Raw genomic sequence first — 17696 nt, 5'->3', positions numbered from 1 at the left:
GAATCGTGTCCGCGAGGTGTTATCGCCTCCTTCGCAGCGCTCGAGGTGCGGGAACCCGCGGTCCACGGCAGTCTTCTCGTCCATAACCCTGTGCCCTGTGCTCGAGTACGAGCCGCCAGCATCGCCGGTGCCGCACGAGTCCGCCCGACTGTGTGCTCGCCGCAGCGGGGTCACCAGTCCGTCTATAAGTCATCACGTTTGTCTACTAGGAGGTGGCGTCGTCGCTGGAGATCTCGCCCACGTGACGGGGACGCTGGTGTGAGTGTGCTGCGGCCAGGATTCCGACGACGGCGAGGATGGTCAGTCCGCGTTCGGTCCAGGGTCCGAGGCGGTCGGCCAGGGTTGTGGTGTGGCGTAGGGGAACGTCTTCGATCAGGGATGCGGTGGTGAACATGTCCGTGATCTGGGCGAGACTGCCATCGGGCCGGATGATCGCGCTGACACCGCTGGTGGCTGCGACGATCACGGCTCGGCCGTGTTCGACGGCGCGCAGACGGGACATGGCCAGTTGTTGGTAGGTCATCTCTCCGCGGCCGTACCAGGCGTTGTTGGTCGGGACGACCAGGAGCTGGGCGCCCTGGTTGGTGGCTTCGCGGGAGACGTGGTCGTAGGCGGCTTCGTAGCAGATGGCGATGCCGACGGTGGTGTCGGCGATGTCGAGAACGCCGGGTCTGGTGCCTGCGGTCAGGTCTGTGGTGTCGGCGAACGGAGTGAAGAGGGCGGCGATGGACCGCAGCGGTATGTATTCGGCGAAGGGAACCAGTTCCTGCTTGGCGTAGCGCTGGCCCTGGCCGGTGTGAGGGTCCCAGGCAATGACCGCGTTCTGGCTGGACCCGGTGGGCGGCTGGTACAGCGCCCCGATCAGTGTCGGTGCGCCGAGGTCGGCGACGATGTTGTCGATGGCCTGATCGGGGCCGGTGATCTCGGTGGCGGTCTCCGGCCACACCACGAGGTCCGGTCGGGGCAGCGCGCCGGAACGGATTCGGGTCGCCAGCTCCTGACTGGCCTGGAGGTGGTGGCGGCGCAGGGTGGAGCGTTGCCCGAGTAGCCCGAGTCCTATGTTGGGGGCGTTGCCCTGCACAACGGCGACGGTGCGGGTGCCGTCTTGCGGTTCGGTGCCGACCGTGGGCCACACCAGGAGCGCGGCGATGACGGGCACCAGGGCTGCCGAGACTGGTGTACACCACGCCGGGCTGGGTCGAAGCCCGTGCTCGTGGACGTGTGCGATCAGAGCGGCCAGCCCGAATCCGGTGAGTAGCACGGCGAAGCCGACCAGCGGGGCGCCGCCGATCGACCCCAGGGACAGGAACGGGCCGTCGACCTGGCCGAAGGCGACTCGGCCCCACGGAAATCCGTTGAACGGAAACCGGGAGCGGACTGCTTCCTGGGCCAGGAACACCAGCGCCATCCATAGCGGCGCGGCGGGCAGCCGGCCGACCAGGGGCAGCAGTGCGCATGCGGCCGCCACGAAGGCGGCCATCACCGTGGACAGCGCCAGCCAGGGCACGGGGCCGAGTTCGGCGCCGAGGAAGTCCTGGATCCAGAAAAGGTGCGGCAGGAAGAACGCCAGCCCGAACACGAACCCGTAGCCGGCACCGGCCCGGGCGCGGCGTCCGCGCAGGGCGAGGCCGAGCAGCGCGAAGGCCACCGGTGCCAGCCACCACCACGGGCGGGGCGGGAAGCTGACGGCCAGCAGCAGACCCCCGGCAGCGACGCTGGTGATGGAGACCACCCACCGTCGCTTGACTTGGGAAGCCCCGACACTCTCGTCCCGCGCACGGCCGGTCGACTGCGTGCCGGTCTCGCCCGACCCCTGCGCGGGGAGCACCTGGCTCATTTCTGCCCTGTTCCGGTGGTGTCCTCGTCGGCAAGGGAGCGGCTCAGGGTCTGCGTGAACTGCTCGACAATGTGGAAGGGCGTGGGGTGCTCGGGCGCGACGGATGGTGCCGTCGCGCCCGAGCACATAACAGCACGGCTCCAGTGGTGGTGGCGACGGCGAAACCGGCGATTCCGAGCAGCGGGTTGGGGTTGGGAAATCCGAATATTTCGGCTTGTGGAGTGCACATGGTGCCACAGCTGAGGATGGCCCGACGAAGCTTTCATGTTCCGGGTCATGGGCACACCGTTCCTTCAAGAATTCGGGCCGCTGGGTGTTAGAGCGGGGTGGTGAATCCGGCGATGGGGCCGCGTAGCACGGCGACCAGGTCGGCCCACAGGCCGGTCACCAGCAGTACACCGACGCAAAGCAGCAGGACCCCGCCGGTGATCTGGACAGCCCTGGTGTGTCGGCGAAGCCATCCGGCGGTGGTGACCGCCCAGCGGGCGCTCACCGCGAGCAGTACGAACGGCAGGCCGAGGCCGAGGCAGTAGGCCAGTACGAGGAGGACACCGCGCCAGATCGGTGGTCCGGCCTCGGTGCCGCTGGCCAGTGCGATGACACCGGCCAGGGTTGGTCCCAGGCAGGGGGTCCAGCCCAGGCCGAAGACCGCGCCGAGCACAGGTGCACCCCACAGGCCGTGCTGGGGACGGTGGCGCAGCCGGATGTCGCGCTGCAGGGCGGGGATGAGGCCGAGGAAGGCCAGGCCCATGGCGATGGTGACCACGCCGCCGATGCGTTGCAAGAGTGGTTCGTTGGCCAGCAACGCATCCGACACGCCGAGCACGGTGAGCACGGCCGCGCCGAACACGATGGTGAAGCCAAGCACGAACAGCAGAGCCGCGCCGGCGACCCGCCAGCGGTCACGGCGGCGCGCGGCCGTTTCGGCCTCGTGCACCGCAGGTGCCTCGGCGCCGACCAGTCCGGCCAGGTAGGCCAGGTAGCCGGGAACGAGGGGGATGATGCAGGGTGAGGCGAAGGAGACGGCGCCGGCGGCGAAGGCCACCAACGCGGCCAGCAGCAGCGGTCCCGTGATGGCCAGGTCGGTGAGAGTCACGGCCGACCCCCTGTGGTGGGTGATGAGGCGGCTGGTTGTTCGGCGGCGATGCGCTGCACCACGGGCAGCAGGTCGGACTCCAGCAGAGCGGTCAGGAACACCGCCGCCACCCGGTGCTTGCGGTCGAGGATGATCGTGGCGGGCACCACGCTGCGGGGGAAGCCCTTCAACGCCAGCAGCGACCGGCCGGCCGGGTCGTACAGCGAGGGATAGCTGACCTTGAAGTTGGTCATGAAGTCCTGGGCGGCGCTGCGGTCGTCGCGGACGTTGACGCCGAGGAACTGCACCCCGCTGTCCTTGGTTTTGGCATAGACCGTTTCCAGGTCATCGGCCTCGGTACGGCAGGGTCCGCACCAAGAGCCCCACACGTTGAGCACCACAACCTTGCCCGCGTATTGCGATAGGGACAACTCGCGGCCCGGCTCGGTCAGGCTTTCCCCGGACAGCTGCACCGCTCCGCGCTGCTCGGGAGGATCATAGAAGATCTTGGTCTGGCCGCCGGGGGAGGCGAACTCGAAGCTGCTGCCAGTGGTTGCGGGGCCGCAGCCACTGGCCACCACCAAAACGACAGCGGCGGTGGCTCCGGTAATCCTGCGGCGGAACTTAGTGCGCCAGTGCTGAGAGTGGCGACGGGGCGTGCGGCTGGGAGCGCACCGCATGGTGGCGGACCGCCGTCGGCGTGACAAGACGGCTATACGGAAAGGATTCACGGGAAGGTACCTCCGGGCGACCTGGGCAGGCCAAACGTGGCCAACGACTCGACGTCAGACACCGCATGTCCTGCCTGGACAGGGTGGGGACGTGCGTGGAGTCGTCTACGTGCGCAGGACGCAGAGTTGCGAAAGCCGGGGAGCGCCGGTACGTGTCCGGTGCGCGAATCGCGTCGGGGTTGTCGGCGGTGGTGGCGCGGTGACCGCGCCGGGCCGCAGCAGCCAGACGAGTAGGAACAGCACCGCCAGCATGGCCAGGCACAGTCCGACAACACCACCGAGATCATTTGGTGATCCCGTGGTGTCGGCCGGGGCGGCCCATGCGGCAGGCTGCGTTGGCGCTGGAAGGTGGTTGCCCGACAGCAAGAGCGACACGCAGTCGCCGGTTGTGTCCGCGGCGGGCTGTGGTGCGGAGTGCACCGGGGTGCTGCCACTGCTGTGCTCAGCATCCGAGACGAGCACCGGGGTGCAGGGCGTTGCCATCGCCGTCGCGTTGCCGCACAGGGCGCCTTGCAGCAGTGCCACCAAGGTGAGCGCGGCGAGCACGGCGACGAGCCGCGCGAGGCCAGCTCGCACGGCCCTTGGGGCGCTCGTTCCGTCAGGCACGAGCATGAGGGTAAAGGCTGGTCGGCGGTGCCTGACCCACACCCCCGCACTGCGGACACCACCGACGTGCAAGCTCGCCCGACGCTCGCGGCGGTTGTTCACCGGAGCGGGACGATCCTGCGGTACTCGCCGCCAGGTGACTGCTGCGCCCGTTGCTCGACGCCTTCCACGGTGACGTCGTCGAAGTGGCGGCAAGGGCTGAACTGGCTGCTCACCGCCTGCCACACCCGGGTCGGCATCGGCGCCGGCCGCCGTGTGCAACCGCAAGCTGTTCGGTGTGGTCTGCACGAGTAGGAACATCTCAGCCCCCGGGGATGCGGTCGATCAGCGAGCCGAGCACGAGCGGAGCGATCGTGACCCGCTCGCCTGTCGGGGTGGTGAAGGTGAGGGTGCCGGCAGTGCGACCTTGGACCCGCAGCCCAGGCAGCGGGTCGCTACACGGGCAAGGCGTCGGGCCGGGCCAGCACCCTCTCGTCGAGGTCGTGCGCAGGAGCGGCTGGATGCGGATGACAATGACGTCCCAAGCCACGATGAACCAGGCCAGCCAGCGCGCGAGCCCACGGCGGACCAGACGCGTCTCACCTTGCTGTGTCCTAGCTGATCACCCCGAACCGGTCTCGACCGTGCGTTCGGCGTGCATAGTGGCGAGCACGAGGGCGATCGCGCCGAGGGTGATGAGCACGTCGGCGCCGTTGAAGGTGGGGAACCAGCCGGTGTGCAGGTAGTCGGTCACGACGCCGTCGGCGACACGGTCGATGAAGTTGGCTAGCGCGCCGGCCAGCATCATCGCCAATGCCGCCGACAGGGCCAGGGTGGCGGTGCGGGTCGTGCGCCAGGCGAACACGCCCAGCCCGGCGGTGATCAACCCGGTCACGGTGAGCACGACCCAGGCGGGCAGGGTGTCGCCAAGGCTGAACGCGACACCGGGGTTGAACGCCAGCCGCAGCTGGATGATCCCGAGATCCACCGCCTGGCCGTCGGTCAGGCCGCGCTCGGCCCAGGCTTTCAGGCCCAGGTCGAGCGCGGCCAGCACGACTACCGCGCCGATCAGCGCGAGTCGTGCACGGGGTGCCCGTGTGGCGGGGGCGGGGTGACCGGTGGTCACGAGGACGCCCCCACCGCCGCAGTGGGGACCAGCGGCGCCTGCCGGTCGCCGGGGGTGATCGCCAAGGGCTTGGCGCGGCCGGCGCGCACCCCGTTGGCGATGACCACAACCTCGGCCACCTCGTGCACCAGCACCACCGCCGCCAGGCCGAGCACCCCGAACAGCGCCAGCGGCATCAAGGCGATGATCAACCCGAGGGAGAGTCCGACGTTCTGCAGCATGATCCGGCGGGCGCGGCGGGCGTGGTCGAGGGTGTGGGGCAGGTGCCGCAGGTCCTCGCCCATGAGGGCGACGTCGGCGGTTTCGATCGCGACGTCGGTGCCCATGGCGCCCATGGCGATGCCCAGGTCGGCGGTGGCCAGGGCGGGGGCGTCGTTGACACCGTCACCGACCATCGCCATCGACCGCTGGCTGCCCAGTTCGCTGATGATGCGGGCCTTGTCCTCCGGGCGGAGTTCGGCGTGCACGGTGTCGATGCCGGCTTCGGTGGCCAGGGCGGTGGCGGTGGCGTGGTTGTCGCCGGTGAGCATGGCGACGTGGTAGCCGCCGGAGTGCAGCCGGGTGATGACCTCGGCGGCTTCGGGGCGCAGTTCGTCGCGGACGGCGATCGCGCCGATCACGCGGCCGTCGTCCTCAACAAGCACGGCGGTGGACCCGGCTTGCTGCATGCGCTGCACGTCGGTGGCCAGCGGCCCGGCTTCCAGCCAGCCGGGGCGGCCCAGCCGCACCGGGCGGCCGTCGAGCTGGCCGGTCAGCCCGGCGCCGGTGACCGCCTCCACCTCGGCCGCGGGGGTGATCGTCTCGCCGTCGACGGCAGCGAGGATCGCGCGGGCCAGGGGGTGTTCGCTGCGGGCTTCCAGCGCCGCGGCCAGCTCCAGCACCCGCTCGCGCGGGGTCCCGTCGGTGGTGGCGACGTCGACCACGGCAGGCTGGTTGCGGGTCAGGGTGCCGGTCTTGTCCAGCGCCACCCCCCGCACGCGGCCGAGGGCCTCTAGGGCGGCGCCGCCCTTGACCAGCACACCGTGCTTGCTGGCCGCGCCGATCGCGGCGACGACCGTGACGGGGATGGAGATCGCCAGCGCGCACGGCGAAGCGGCCACGAGCACGACCAGGGCGCGTTCGATCCAAGTGCCCGGGTCGCCAAACAAGCTGCCCAGGCCCGCGATGAGCGCGGCGGCGATCATGACGCCGGGTACCAGGGGTTTGGCGATGCGGTCGGCCAGGCGCTGGCTGGCGCCCTTGCGGGACTGCTCGGCCTCCACGATCCGCACGATCCGGGCCAGGGAGTTGTCCTCGGCGGTGGTGGTGACCTCGACCTCCAGCACGCCGGTGCCGTTGATCGACCCGGCGAACACCTCACTGCCGGGACTGGCTTCGACCGGCACGGACTCGCCGGTGATCGCGGAGACGTCCAGCGCGGTGCGGCCGGTGCGGATCACGCCGTCGGTGGCGATGCGCTCCCCGGGTTTGACCAGCATCCGGTCCCCGACCCGCAGCTCCGAGGGAGCCACCACGGTCTCGCTGCCGTCGCGCAGCACCGTGGCTTCCTCGGGGACCAGGGACAGCAGCGCCCGCAAGCCCCGGCGGGTGCGGGCCAGGGAGTATTCCTCCAGGCCCTCGCTGATGGAGAACAGGAAGGCCAGCATCGCGGCCTCGCCGACCTCACCCAGGATCACCGCGCCGACCGCGGCGATGGTCATCAGGGTGCCCACCCCGATCTTGCCCTTGACCAGCCGCTTCAGCGTGGAGGGCACGAAGGTGTAGGCGCCGGCGACCAAGGCCAGCGCTTTCAGGGCGAGCGCCAGTGTTGAGCCCGCTCCGGCCCACTCCACCGCGTATCCGGCGATCAGCAGCACCCCGGCGATCGCGGCGAAGCGCAGTTCGGTGACCTGCCAGAGCCGTTCCGGTTCGTGCTCTTCTTCCTCGCCGGTGCGGGGTTCGTCGCTGCCGCAGCCGCAGGCGTCGCTCACCGCACGACCTCCTCGTTCTCGGTGTCGCCGGTGGTGTCGGTGCCGTAGGTCGGGCACAGCGCCACCGCGTTGCCGGTCGCGGCCAGCAGCGTCTCAGCCGAGGCCAGCAGGTCCATCAGCTCCGGGCGGGCCAGGCTGTAGAACACCTGCCGACCCTGCGGGCGGCCCACCACCAGCCCGCAGTCCCGCAGGCACGCCACATGCGCCGACACCGTCGACTGCGCCAGCCCCAGTTCAGCGATCAGGTCGGCGACCCGGGCCTCCCCACCGCTCAGGCGCTGCACGATCGCCAACCGGGTGGCGTCCGAGAGGCTGTGAAACAACGCGACCGCGGGATCCAGGCCCGCACCCACCGCACTCGCTGCGAGACATCCGTCCCTAGTATTTATCGCCATACGGCGATGATAGCAGGGAGAAATGATGGAATCGAGGTTCGGCGATCAACCAGTCAGGTCGAGACCGTGCCGGGGAACTCTCGGGCCCGACGCCGCCAGCCACTGGGCGACCGTGGCCGCCGTCGGTGAGCGGGCGGTGTGGTCCGCCGCGCCGTGTGCCGGCCGCACGCCGCGGAGCTGACGATGTGGCAGGGCACCGTGGCTTTGCGGCCGGGTCGGTTGGTTTACGCCGGTCAGGTAGGCGACGCGCACCGGCACCGGCACGCGGCGGTGCAGCTCGTGCTGGCCACCGAGGAACTCGTGTGGCTGTGTGACGGATCCGGTGCCCAATGGCGGGGCCGTGCGGCGGTGATTCCCTCCGGGGCCGAACACGAGATCGCTGGTGGCGGGGCGGGGGTGCTGGCCTGGATTGATGCTGATGGGGCGCTGGGCCAGGCGTTGACCGCGCGGGTACGGCGCACCGGGTTGCCGGTCGGCTCCGTGGCCGCGTGGGCATCCGCGGCGCAGCCGCTGCTCGACACCAGCCTCGCCGTCGGTGACTCCGCCAGCGGGATGGTCGACCAGGTTCTCGCCACGCTGGCTCCGGCGGGCGCGCCTGCCCCAGTGTCGTTGCACCCCGCGCTGCGGCAGGCGATCGCGGTGTTACCCACCATGCTCGACCAGTCTGTCCGTCTGGAACGGCTCGCCGCGGCCGTGGGGATCTCGGCCAGTCGACTCGGTCACCTGTTCAGTGACGAACTCGGCTTGCCGTTTCGCGCGTATGTGCGGTGGGCGCGCTTGCAGCGCGCGATCGATCACGCCCGGCTAGGCGGCACACTCACCGAGGCCGCCCACGCCGCCGGGTTCGCCGACAGCGCCCACCTCACCCGGGTCTGCCACGAGATGTTCGGCCTGGCCCCGTCAGGGTTGGCCCGGGCCGTGCACTGGCACCGGCGGCGCGCTGTGAGTGGTTAGCGAGTTTGTTCAAGCCACACGGGGTCCTCAGCCGCCACGCTCAGCAGCATGCGCACACTGATCCGATACGGTTACGTGCCCTTCATGCTCCTGGCCATCAACGGCACCGGCATCGCCATCCTCTCCTCCGGCGGCCACAAACTCTGGCTTCTCGGCCTGCTGCTGCTGGCCATCGCAAGCTCCTTCGCCGCCGAGCGCGTCCTGCCCTATCGGCAAGACTGGAACACTTCACACGACGACAGCCGACGCGACGCCCTCCACGCCGCGGTCAACGAAACCGTCACCCTCGGTAGCGTCGCCGCCCTGCCGATTCTCACCGCCATCGCCTCGATCGACGGCGTCTGGCCCCATGACTGGCCTTTCCTCGTGCAGGTGCTCATCGCGGTACTCGTGGCCGACCTCGGCATCACCCTGGTCCACCTGGCCAGCCACAAAATCCCCGCCCTGTGGCGGTTTCACGCCGTGCACCACAGCGTCAAACGCGCCTACGGCTTCAACGGACTGATGAAACACCCCCTCCACCAGACCATCGAAACCGCCGCCGGAGTCGCCCCCCTGATCCTGCTCGGCCTGCCGACCAGCGTCGCCTACGCCCTCGCCCTCTGCGTCGCGGTCCAACTGCTCCTCCAGCACTCCAACGTCGACTACCGAGTCGGCCCCCTGCGCGCCGTGCTCGCCCTCAACCAAGCCCACCGCTTCCACCACCTGAAATGGGCCGGCATCGGCGACGTCAACTTCGGGCTGTTCACCCTGATCTGGGACCACCTACTCCGCACCTACTCCTACGACCCCGAACGTCGCTTCACCAGCGACGACCTCGGCATGGCCGCCAAACCGCACTACCCCAACGGCTACCTCGCCCAACTCGCCGAACCCTTCCGCCCCAGCGGGGCTTGCACCACCGACCAGCCACACACAAACCCACTGCCCCAGGTAAAGCCCGGCGCAGCACCTCACTGACCGACGTCGAGCCTGCTCATCGTTGGTCGTGGTTACAGGAGGCGGCGTCGGTGCCGCAGCAGTCCACGCTCATACCGGATCCGCCTCCACCTCGGGCGCCGTGGTCGCCGACAGCAACTGCTCCCCCGAGGGCGCGAGCCGATACATCACCAGCTTGCCGTCCCGGCGCGAGCTCACCAGTCCCGCTGCGCGCAGCTGACGCAGGTGGTGTGACACCAGTCCTTGCGATGAGCCGACGATCCAGGCCAGATCGCACACACACAGCTCGGTTCCGACCAGCAGGGCATGTGCGATCCGCAGCCGGGTCGGGTCGCCCAGCGCCCGCAAGCGTGTCGCCTGCCGGTCGAGCGGGTCGGCCTCCGGAAGCGCCGCACGCAAGCTCTCCGCGTGGTCGAAGTCGATACACAGCAGCTCGCACCGGTCATCACTCATGAGGCTCAAACTAACGAGCGTCAATATGTTCGGGCGAGCACGTATAGAGTTCGGACTCGAGCGGCCAAAAGCTGGCCGAGGCGAGGATGAAGGTGATGACGCGCAATCTGAAGGTCACGATCGTGCTGGCAGCGGTGGCCACCGTGGCCGTGGCAGTTCTGCTGGTCGCCACCCGCCCGGACACCGCACCGCCGGCGGAGGCTCACGGGAAGAACACGAACGCCGAACTGCTCGTCCGTCCCGACAGTCATCGACTGTCCTCGGCTTCCGACGACAAGGTCACCCTGGTCGAGTTCCTCGACTTCGAATGTGAAGCCTGCGGCGCGGCCTACCCGGCCGTGGAGCAGCTCCGCGAGGAGTACGCGGGCCAGATCACCTACGTGGTCCGGTACTTCCCCATCCCCAGCCACCCGAACGCCGAACTCGCGGCATGGACCGCGCAGGCAGCAGCCGAGCAAGGCAAGTTCGAGGCCATGTATCAGATGCTGTTCGAGAACCAAGCCGAATGGGGACACCGTAAGCAACCACAACGGGACATGTTCCTCGGCTACGCACGGCAGATCGGGCTCGATCTCGAGCAGTTCCGTGAAGACTGGGACAGCGCGGCGACCAAGGACCGCGTGCGGCGAGACCAGGCCGATGGCCAAGCCCTTGGAGTCCAGGGCACCCCGACGTTCTTCCTCAACGGCGAGATGATCGCACCACAGTCCCTGGATGACCTACGAACCGCAGTCGAGTCCGCGCTGGCCCGACCGTGACTACCGCACCAGAGGAGCTGGCATCCGGGCCGGACCGGAACGCGGCTCCGGAAACACGCTTCTTCCTGACGCGCGCGGCCGCGTGGGTGCTGGCCGTGGGTGGCGCGGTTGGCTCGCTGGCCGCGGTGGCACTGTTGATCGAGAAGATCAACTCGCTGGCCGATCCGAACTACATTCCTCTCTGCAGTATCAATCCGATCTTGTCGTGTGGCTCGGTGATGTCGACACCACAGGCGGAGGTGTTCGGGTTTCCCAACCCGATCATCGGCGTGGTTGCCTTTCCCGTGGTCGCCACCATCGGGATAACGGTGCTCACGGGAGCGCGTCTGCCGCGGTGGTTCTGGCTTGGTCTGCAGGCGGGCACCCTCTTCGGGGTGGGGTTTGTGCACTGGCTGTTCGTGCAGAGCGTGTACGAGATCGGTGCCTTGTGCCCGTACTGCATGGTCGTCTGGGCGGTGACCATTCCGATCTTCTGGTACACCACCCTGCACAACCTCGCCGCCGGAAACCTCCCGCTCCCGACAGCGCTGCGCCCGCTCTCGGGCTCGCTGCTCCGCTACCACGGTGCGATCCTCACAACGTGGTACCTCATCCTCATCGCCCTGGTTGTCCCGCGTCAAGAATCTGGCTCAGTTTTCTTGGATGAAAGTTGTGCTTGTTGATCTTGCTGGTGGATCTCGATCGGTCGTTGCATGCCGAGTGCCTCGTGGGGGCGGATGTGGTTGAACACGTGCCGGTAGCGCTCGGCCTCGGCGGCGAGGGTCTGCCCGTCGTCGATCTCCATCCGGTAGAGGTGCTCGTACTTCAGCGATCCGAATGCCCGTTCCCGCACGCCGTTCTGGCCGGGTGAGCGACGCCGAGTGCGGATGTGGAGCAGCTCGGGGCGAGAGGCGATGAACGCGGCGAACCTGCTGCCTTTGAAGGCGCCACCGTTGTCGGTGACCACCTTGATCCGCTTGATGTGCCCGGTCTCGGGGTTGGTGAGCTGCTCGGCCAACGGCACGCCACCGGCCAGCCGCTCGGCCTCGGCGATCGCGATCCGGACGGCGAGCTCGGCATCGGCGGCGTTGCAGGTGGTCGCGAGGTGCCAGCCGAACTCGTACTTCGAGTAGTAGTCCGCGCACCCGGCGATCCGCCAGATCCCACCACGGGTGGTCTCGAACTCAGAGAAATCCAGCTGCCACACCTGATTCGGCCCCGTAGGCGGCTCGGCGAACGCAGCCTTACGGGCCTTGGCTAGCTCTCGTCGTTCAGCCTGATATTTCGTGGACTGCAACAGATTCCGCCGCCGCATCGCCCGCTCCACGGTCGAAACGGACACCTCGTGTCCATCGGCGCGCATCAATGCGTGGATCTTGCGGTGTCCCCACGCCGGCCAGGCCTGGGCATACTTCTCCACGACCGGCTCGAACGCCTCGACCGCCGGTGCCGGCCATGGGCCCTTCGGCGGGTTCCCGGCGCGCTGTTTGCTGATCCAGCGGGTATAGGTGCGGCGCGGGATGCCGATCAAGGCCGTGAACCTCGAGACCGGCATCGCCGCGTCTTGGCGAATCACCTCGAGGTCCTCGAAGGGGCCAGCCGCTCCGCGGAGCGCTTCCACACCCGCAGCTCGACATGCGCCTCGCCCAGTGCCGTGGTCAACTCGTCGATCTGGGCCTGCAACTGCTCCTCACGACTCGAGGGACCGGCCTTACCGCCCTCGGCAACCCCGGCCCGGCCGCCCTCGAGGAACTGGGCCTTCCACCGCGACACCGACTGCTCCGAGACCTTGTTCCGCCGAGCGGCCTCGGCGATCGTCATCTCCCCGGACAGCACGCTCAGCACGATCCGGATCTTGTCCTCCACCGGGAACACCGGGGGACGGCTCATCGTCATACCTCCTGCTCAGGAACCTACATAACCCCTGAGCCACAAAGTCTGACGCGCGACAGTGGATACGCACCGACCTGTGCACCGAAGCCCTGCGCCTCGGCCGCATGATCGCCGAACTCGCCCCCACCGAACCCGAAGTCCACGGCCTGGTGGCACTGCTCGAAATCCAAGCCTCCCGCACCCGCGCCCGAACCGGACCCACCGGCGAACCGATCCTGCTGCCCGACCAGGACCGCTCCCGCTGGGACCGACTACTCATCCGCCGCGGCCTGACCGCCCTCGACCGCGCACTCACCCTCACCGACACCCCCGGCCCCTACGTGCTGCAAGCCGCCATCGCGGCCTGCCACGCCCGCGCCGCCACCCCCGACGACACCGACTGGCACCACATCACCGCCCTCTACGAGGCGTTGGCGCGGATCAACCCCTCACCCGTGGTGGAACTCAACCGAGCCGTCGCCATGTCCATGGCCCATGGGCCAGCCGCCGCGCTCGAACTGGTCGACCAGCTCACCGACGAACCCGCACTCGCCCGCTACCACCTGCTGCCCAGCGTGCGCGGCGACCTGCTCACCAAACTCGGCCGCCACGCCGAAGCCCACCACGAGTTCACCCGCGCCGCCGAACTGACCCGCAACGCACGCGAACGCGCACTGCTACAGCAACGCGCCCGCGACGCCGCCGCACGCTCAACCGACAGCGGCGCCGAACCACCGAGGTAGCCGGTCGAGCAGCTCCTGCTGGTCCTCACCGGCCCACGCCACGTGACCGTCCGGCCGCAGCAACACAGCGGGCACGTCCAGCTCGTCGCTGACGTCCACGACGTGGTCGACCCGATCCGCCCAGCCCGCCACCGAAAGCCGACCGGTCTGATCGAGCAGCAACCCCCGACCACCGTGCATCAGCTCGTACAGGCCGCCCCGCTTCAACCGCACCTCCCGCATCCGCCGACCGAGCAGCTCGTGCCCCTCCCCGAAGTCGTAGCGAACCCCGATCGCGGTGATCTTCTCGATCAGATACCGGTTCACTTCCTCGAAGTCCATCAGCTCCGCCACCAACCGGCGCACCGCCTGAGAACCCGGATCGAGGGACATCAACTCCATCTGCGCGCGGGTGTTGTTCAGCACGTCGGCGGCCACCGGATGCCGTTCGGCGTGATAGCTGTCCAGCAACCCCACCGGCGCCCAGCCACCCACCTCGGCGGCCAGTTTCCAGCCGAGGTTGAACGCGTCCTGGATACCGAGGTTGAGGCCCTGCCCACCCGCCGGCGGGTGGATGTGCGCCGCGTCGCCCGCCAACAGCACCCGGCCGACACGGTAACGCTCGGCCTGCCGCGTGGCGTCACCGAAACGGGAAAGCCAGCGCGGTGAGTGCACGCCGAAGTCGGTGCCGGCCACCACCCGCAGCTGCTGCTTGAACTCCTCGAACGCCGGTGGGGACGTACGATCCTCGGAAACCCCCGCGGCAGGCACGACGACGCGATACACCCCGTCTCCGGCGGGCCCGACACCGAACCGCTTCTGAGTCTTGCGGACTTCGGCCACCACAGCGGCCACCGTCTCCGGCGGCACGGCCACCTCCATCTCACCCAGCAGGGTCTCGACCCTGGCGGGCTCCCCGGGGAAACCGACACCAAGCAGCTTGCGCACCGTGCTGCGGCCGCCGTCGCAACCGACGAGATAACGCGACCGCAACCGCGCACCCCCACCGGCCAGCTCGACGGTCACCCCGCTCTCGTCCTGGCTCAGCCCGACCACCTCGCAGCCACGCCGAATCTCGGCACCGAGCTCGGCGGCACGCTCGGCCAGCAGGCGATCAGTGATGGTCTGCGGGATGCCGAGGACATAGGGATGCGCGGTGTCCAACCGCTCAGGCGAGGGTTTCTCGATACCGGCGAAGAAACCACCCACCGGGTACTGCCGACCGTGCGCGAGGAACCGCTCCAACAAACCGCGCTGATCCATCACCTCGATACTGCGCACGTGCAGGCCGAGCGACCGGACCACCCTCGTCGGCTCCGCCTCCTTCTCCAGCACGAGCACGTGCACGCCGTGCAGCCGCAACTCACCGGCCAGCATCAAGCCGGTCGGCCCGCCACCAACAACGATCACGTCGAACATCGAATCCCCTCCCTGACCGCGCTCTCGACCCAGCCGCTTTCGTACGGTCCGGCGGTGCCGTCCCGTGAACCCCGTGACGGCGAAGAGCGCACACATTTCGCGAACCAGGATTTCCGCAGGTCCTGGCCTTGGACGGGAATTCTGCGGCACGACCCGGGCCTTGCCGCAAGTCCCCCCACGCGCGGTACAGTGAAAACGGCGGAAGACGAAGTCCTCGTTCGCGGCGTCCGCTGTGGACGAAAAGACCCTCCCGGCCGCCACCCACCCAGAACGACAGGAGAGCGACCCGGTCAGCATCCGGTCGATCGGTGACCGGACCCGCGCTCGCTCGCCACGAGCCCACCCTCCCGCCGCATCGCCACCCCACACGACGCGGCGGGAGGTCTCAGCGGGCGACGAGCCGCTCCAACTCCGGGTCGGTGAAGAAGGCCCGGTTGGAGTAGGCGAACCGCACCGCCAACGCCAGGTTCGCGGCGCGGGCGACGGGCGCCTGCGTATCGCCCGGGGTAGCCAGACAGTCGAGTATGAACGGTCTGACACGCGCGACGAACTTGTCGAGCGTGCTGGCACTGGTCCCGGCGTGGGCGGCGATCTGCCCCCGGTTGTCCAGCCCCAGCGCCAGTGCCTGCCACAACCGTAGTTGCGTACGGGTGCCACACACGGTGTGGAGACGCAGGTGATCCGGGCGGAAAACGTAAGGACGAAGAGGTCCCAACGGCGGGTCCTTCCCGTCCAACAGGTCGCAGATCGTCTCGGCCTGACTCTCCGGCGGCGACGACTTGCTGATCCAGGTACTCGGCTTGTGCGGGCAGAGTTCGAACGCGGCCCGCAGCATCAACTCCCTGTTACCTTCGACGTCCGCCGTGTACAGCGCTGTTCTGGTGGCCGGCGTGTGCTCCGCCAACAACCGCAGCGCCGTCAACCCGTGACTCTGTGAACCACCCGCACGGTGCGCGCCGAAATCAAGATCCACCAGTGCCAGGCTGTAACCTCGCCCCAGAGCCGAGGCGAGTTCGACGGTGGCGGGGATGTCATCCGGACTGGTCACCTGCGTGACCTCGAAAGCCAGACGCCCCGACACGACAGCGGCATGCCGGTTGAGCATGCCCTCGATGCTGTACTCGATGGTGCCCAGGTCGTCGACGACAAGAATGTTCCGGACCGCGGTGGGGTCGTTCGACTCGTGAAGACTCTCAGCCAAAGGCAGTCACCTCCCGGCTGTGAGGGACGGGAGAGCCAGTTTCCCAGAAGCCGGTGGTAGCTGTCAGTGATTCGCCGAAACCGGTGTGTGCCGACAGCTCAAAGCGCCAGCCACGTCGCCCGAACCTGCGCCCCACCGGCGGGAGAATCGCTGAGGTCGAGGCCCCCACCGCGCCGACGGAGCCTCCGGTCGAGCACAGCCAGACTCGAATCTGCCCGGCTCAGCGGTGTGGTGGCGTCGAAACCACGGCCGTCGTCCTTCACGACCACGGTGACCCGACGCCGTGAACCCTCCCTCGTGGTGCTGACCGAAACCCGGATCCCGAACATCAGCCTGCCCTGCCGATTGGCCTCCCGCACCGCGTTTCCACACAGGTCGCCGAGAACGATCTCGAGCAAACTCAGATCGGTCGGCCGTAGGGGAGAGCCCTCCTCCAGAGAACGCTCCACCGACACCTCGATCGCCGAACTGTCGGTGGCGAGAGCGAGGCAAGTCGACTTCACCCCGTCGAGGACGTCGTCGATGCCCACACCACCGTCCTCCCGGAACGGATACCTCCGCAACGACTCCACCTGGTGCATCAGGCTATGCCAACTCGCCTGGACCTCCGCCGACTGCGAATCGAGATCCAGCTGATGGGAAAGCAGACGCAACTGGTTCTTGACCTTACTGTGCAAAGCGCTCGACACCGCGTCGGAAAGGTCCTTGCGCTGGTCACGCAGAGAATCCGGAAGAGCCGTCAACAGCGAGTTCACCAGACTGACGTCCACGTAAAGACGCACCATCAAACCAGCGATCACCACAGCCCCGTCCGGCCCCACCGACGCCGTCGGCGCACACACCCGGTAGAGCGCGAAACCGGCGCCCGCCAACGCCAGCGGCAGCAGGAACCGGAACCACGCGAGCCCACCACGCCCAGCCAGATCCGGCTGGTACCACGCCGGGTCGATGACGTACTGGGAGCACGGGAAGTACAACAGCATTAGCGTGAACGCGATCGACCACTCCACAGGGGCCACCTCACCCACGGACGGAGCAACCCACGCGGTCAACGCGGTCATGGCGAGCAAGCTCGCACCCTCAGCGGCCCCCGGAACATCCACCGCGACCCGCCTTTCCCGCGCGGTGCGACGCAGATAGGCGGACAACCAGTCGAACACAGCGCGGTCGCGCATCCAGTCCAAGACACCATCGTGGTGATGAGCCCACGCGGCCACAGCCGCCACCACACCCGCCGCCCCGGCGGCGACAACAGCGCCCGCTACACCCCCCGCCTCCCCGGAGGCGTACAGCGGAACCGCCAGGAACACCGTCCACAACAGGGCCACGACGAGCCTGCTCAACGCCATCCGCCGGTAGAAACCGTGCAGTGCACGCCGGACCATCACCGCGTGGTGCATGGTGTTCAGGTCCGGGTGGTGCGCCGGAGCCAGCACCCGCTCACCGAACAACCGGTCCCGTAGCGACAACACCGCACGCGCCGAAGGCATGGCCACGATTATGGTTCATCCCGACTCTCACCCGAAAGACAAACATTCCCATCCCGCGATACAAAACTTTGCCGCCGACCGGGTAAACCAAAACATTGCCCGGACAAGCCCTCCTGAAGAAACTGGAAAACACCGGAAGGCGCCAAACATCGCGCACGTCCGGGAACCGTAGAAGTTATTTCGGAAATGG

The 17696-nt window shown here is 68.4% G+C and carries 18 protein-coding genes and 1 pseudogene; 5 read left to right on the top strand and 14 right to left on the bottom strand.

All coding sequences use genetic code 11. The features are described 5' to 3' along the window. Window positions 1–205: 205 nt before the first annotated feature. From lnt to SACCYDRAFT_RS12940, 8 genes are all read right to left on the bottom strand, one after another. Window positions 206–1837: an apolipoprotein N-acyltransferase gene (lnt, locus tag SACCYDRAFT_RS12965; RefSeq protein ID WP_005438215.1), complete on the bottom strand. Its 1632-nt coding sequence runs from the start codon at window positions 1835–1837 to the stop codon at window positions 206–208. 316 nt (window positions 1838–2153) lie between these two features. After that, complete coding sequence (locus SACCYDRAFT_RS12960) at window positions 2154–2933, bottom strand: cytochrome c biogenesis CcdA family protein (protein ID WP_005438216.1); 780 nt, start codon at window positions 2931–2933, stop codon at window positions 2154–2156. After that, complete coding sequence (locus SACCYDRAFT_RS12955; RefSeq protein WP_005438217.1) at window positions 2930–3592, bottom strand: TlpA disulfide reductase family protein; 663 nt, start codon at window positions 3590–3592, stop codon at window positions 2930–2932. The genes SACCYDRAFT_RS12960 and SACCYDRAFT_RS12955 overlap by 4 nt, the downstream gene beginning before the upstream one ends. 156 nt (window positions 3593–3748) lie before the next feature. Continuing rightward, complete coding sequence (locus SACCYDRAFT_RS26365) at window positions 3749–4249, bottom strand: hypothetical protein (protein WP_157606507.1); 501 nt, start codon at window positions 4247–4249, stop codon at window positions 3749–3751. A 98-nt stretch (window positions 4250–4347) separates the two neighbouring features. Then, on the bottom strand, window positions 4348–4488 hold the full coding sequence (locus SACCYDRAFT_RS26360; RefSeq protein ID WP_157606506.1) for a hypothetical protein: 141 nt from the start codon (window positions 4486–4488) through the stop codon (window positions 4348–4350). A 362-nt stretch (window positions 4489–4850) separates the two neighbouring features. Then, complete coding sequence (gene lspA, locus SACCYDRAFT_RS12950; protein ID WP_005438219.1) at window positions 4851–5354, bottom strand: signal peptidase II; 504 nt, start codon at window positions 5352–5354, stop codon at window positions 4851–4853. Continuing rightward, window positions 5351–7324, bottom strand: a complete 1974-nt coding sequence (locus SACCYDRAFT_RS12945; RefSeq protein WP_005438220.1) for a heavy metal translocating P-type ATPase — start codon at window positions 7322–7324, stop codon at window positions 5351–5353. Before SACCYDRAFT_RS12945 ends, lspA begins: the two co-directional genes overlap by 4 nt. Further along, window positions 7321–7719, bottom strand: coding sequence for an ArsR/SmtB family transcription factor (locus SACCYDRAFT_RS12940; protein WP_005438222.1), 399 nt, complete (start codon window positions 7717–7719; stop codon window positions 7321–7323). The genes SACCYDRAFT_RS12945 and SACCYDRAFT_RS12940 overlap by 4 nt, the downstream gene beginning before the upstream one ends. Window positions 7720–7902: 183 nt before the next feature. Between SACCYDRAFT_RS12940 and SACCYDRAFT_RS12935 the strand changes: the two genes are divergently transcribed. Together SACCYDRAFT_RS12935 and SACCYDRAFT_RS12930 are read left to right on the top strand one after the other, a co-directional pair. Next, entirely contained in the window at window positions 7903–8673 is a 771-nt protein-coding gene (locus SACCYDRAFT_RS12935; protein ID WP_005438224.1) for a helix-turn-helix transcriptional regulator, read from the top strand. A 48-nt stretch (window positions 8674–8721) separates the two neighbouring features. Continuing rightward, on the top strand, window positions 8722–9633 hold the full coding sequence (locus SACCYDRAFT_RS12930) for a sterol desaturase family protein (protein ID WP_005438226.1): 912 nt from the start codon (window positions 8722–8724) through the stop codon (window positions 9631–9633). 69 nt (window positions 9634–9702) lie between these two features. On the opposite strand, the gene SACCYDRAFT_RS12925 is transcribed toward SACCYDRAFT_RS12930, so the two are convergent. Further along, on the bottom strand, window positions 9703–10065 hold the full coding sequence (locus SACCYDRAFT_RS12925; protein ID WP_005438228.1) for an ArsR/SmtB family transcription factor: 363 nt from the start codon (window positions 10063–10065) through the stop codon (window positions 9703–9705). An 86-nt stretch (window positions 10066–10151) separates the two neighbouring features. On the opposite strand from SACCYDRAFT_RS12925, the gene SACCYDRAFT_RS12920 reads away from it, so the two are divergent. Both SACCYDRAFT_RS12920 and SACCYDRAFT_RS12915 read left to right on the top strand, forming a co-directional pair. Further along, a complete protein-coding gene (locus SACCYDRAFT_RS12920; protein ID WP_005438230.1) occupies window positions 10152–10823 on the top strand; it encodes a DsbA family protein in 672 nt (223 codons plus the stop codon). Continuing rightward, window positions 10820–11485, top strand: a complete 666-nt coding sequence (locus SACCYDRAFT_RS12915; RefSeq protein WP_005456761.1) for a vitamin K epoxide reductase family protein — start codon at window positions 10820–10822, stop codon at window positions 11483–11485. The genes SACCYDRAFT_RS12920 and SACCYDRAFT_RS12915 overlap by 4 nt, the downstream gene beginning before the upstream one ends. On the opposite strand, the gene SACCYDRAFT_RS12910 is transcribed toward SACCYDRAFT_RS12915, so the two are convergent. Together SACCYDRAFT_RS12910 and SACCYDRAFT_RS12905 are read right to left on the bottom strand one after the other, a co-directional pair. Next, on the bottom strand, window positions 11440–12357 hold the full coding sequence (locus SACCYDRAFT_RS12910; protein ID WP_198284920.1) for an integrase core domain-containing protein: 918 nt from the start codon (window positions 12355–12357) through the stop codon (window positions 11440–11442). The two genes, SACCYDRAFT_RS12915 and SACCYDRAFT_RS12910, sit on opposite strands and share 46 nt — an antisense overlap. Window positions 12358–12374: 17 nt before the next feature. After that, the gene (locus SACCYDRAFT_RS12905; RefSeq protein WP_005456432.1) at window positions 12375–12692 is read right to left on the bottom strand and encodes a helix-turn-helix domain-containing protein; all 318 of its coding nucleotides are present in this window, start codon (window positions 12690–12692) and stop codon (window positions 12375–12377) included. A 59-nt stretch (window positions 12693–12751) separates the two neighbouring features. Here SACCYDRAFT_RS12905 and SACCYDRAFT_RS12900 point away from each other — a divergent pair. After that, window positions 12752–13417 (top strand): annotated as a pseudogene (locus tag SACCYDRAFT_RS12900) (RNA polymerase sigma factor); the annotation flags it as partial. Here the strand turns inward: SACCYDRAFT_RS12900 and rox are convergent. The 3 genes from rox to SACCYDRAFT_RS12885 all read right to left on the bottom strand — a co-directional run bounded on the left by rox (window position 13385) and on the right by SACCYDRAFT_RS12885 (window position 17506). Then, the gene (rox, locus tag SACCYDRAFT_RS12895; RefSeq protein ID WP_005456759.1) at window positions 13385–14815 is read right to left on the bottom strand and encodes a rifampin monooxygenase; all 1431 of its coding nucleotides are present in this window, start codon (window positions 14813–14815) and stop codon (window positions 13385–13387) included. The pseudogene SACCYDRAFT_RS12900 and the gene rox sit on opposite strands and share 33 nt — an antisense overlap. A 385-nt stretch (window positions 14816–15200) precedes the next feature. After that, window positions 15201–16016, bottom strand: coding sequence for a response regulator transcription factor (locus SACCYDRAFT_RS12890; protein ID WP_005456755.1), 816 nt, complete (start codon window positions 16014–16016; stop codon window positions 15201–15203). Window positions 16017–16114: 98 nt separating this feature from the next. Then, entirely contained in the window at window positions 16115–17506 is a 1392-nt protein-coding gene (locus tag SACCYDRAFT_RS12885; RefSeq protein ID WP_005456753.1) for a sensor histidine kinase, read from the bottom strand. Window positions 17507–17696 lie beyond the last annotated feature (190 nt).

Source organism: Saccharomonospora cyanea NA-134 (assembly GCF_000244975.1).
GTDB lineage: Bacteria > Actinomycetota > Actinomycetes > Mycobacteriales > Pseudonocardiaceae > Saccharomonospora > Saccharomonospora cyanea.
This window is presented reverse-complemented; position numbering and strand designations above follow the sequence as displayed.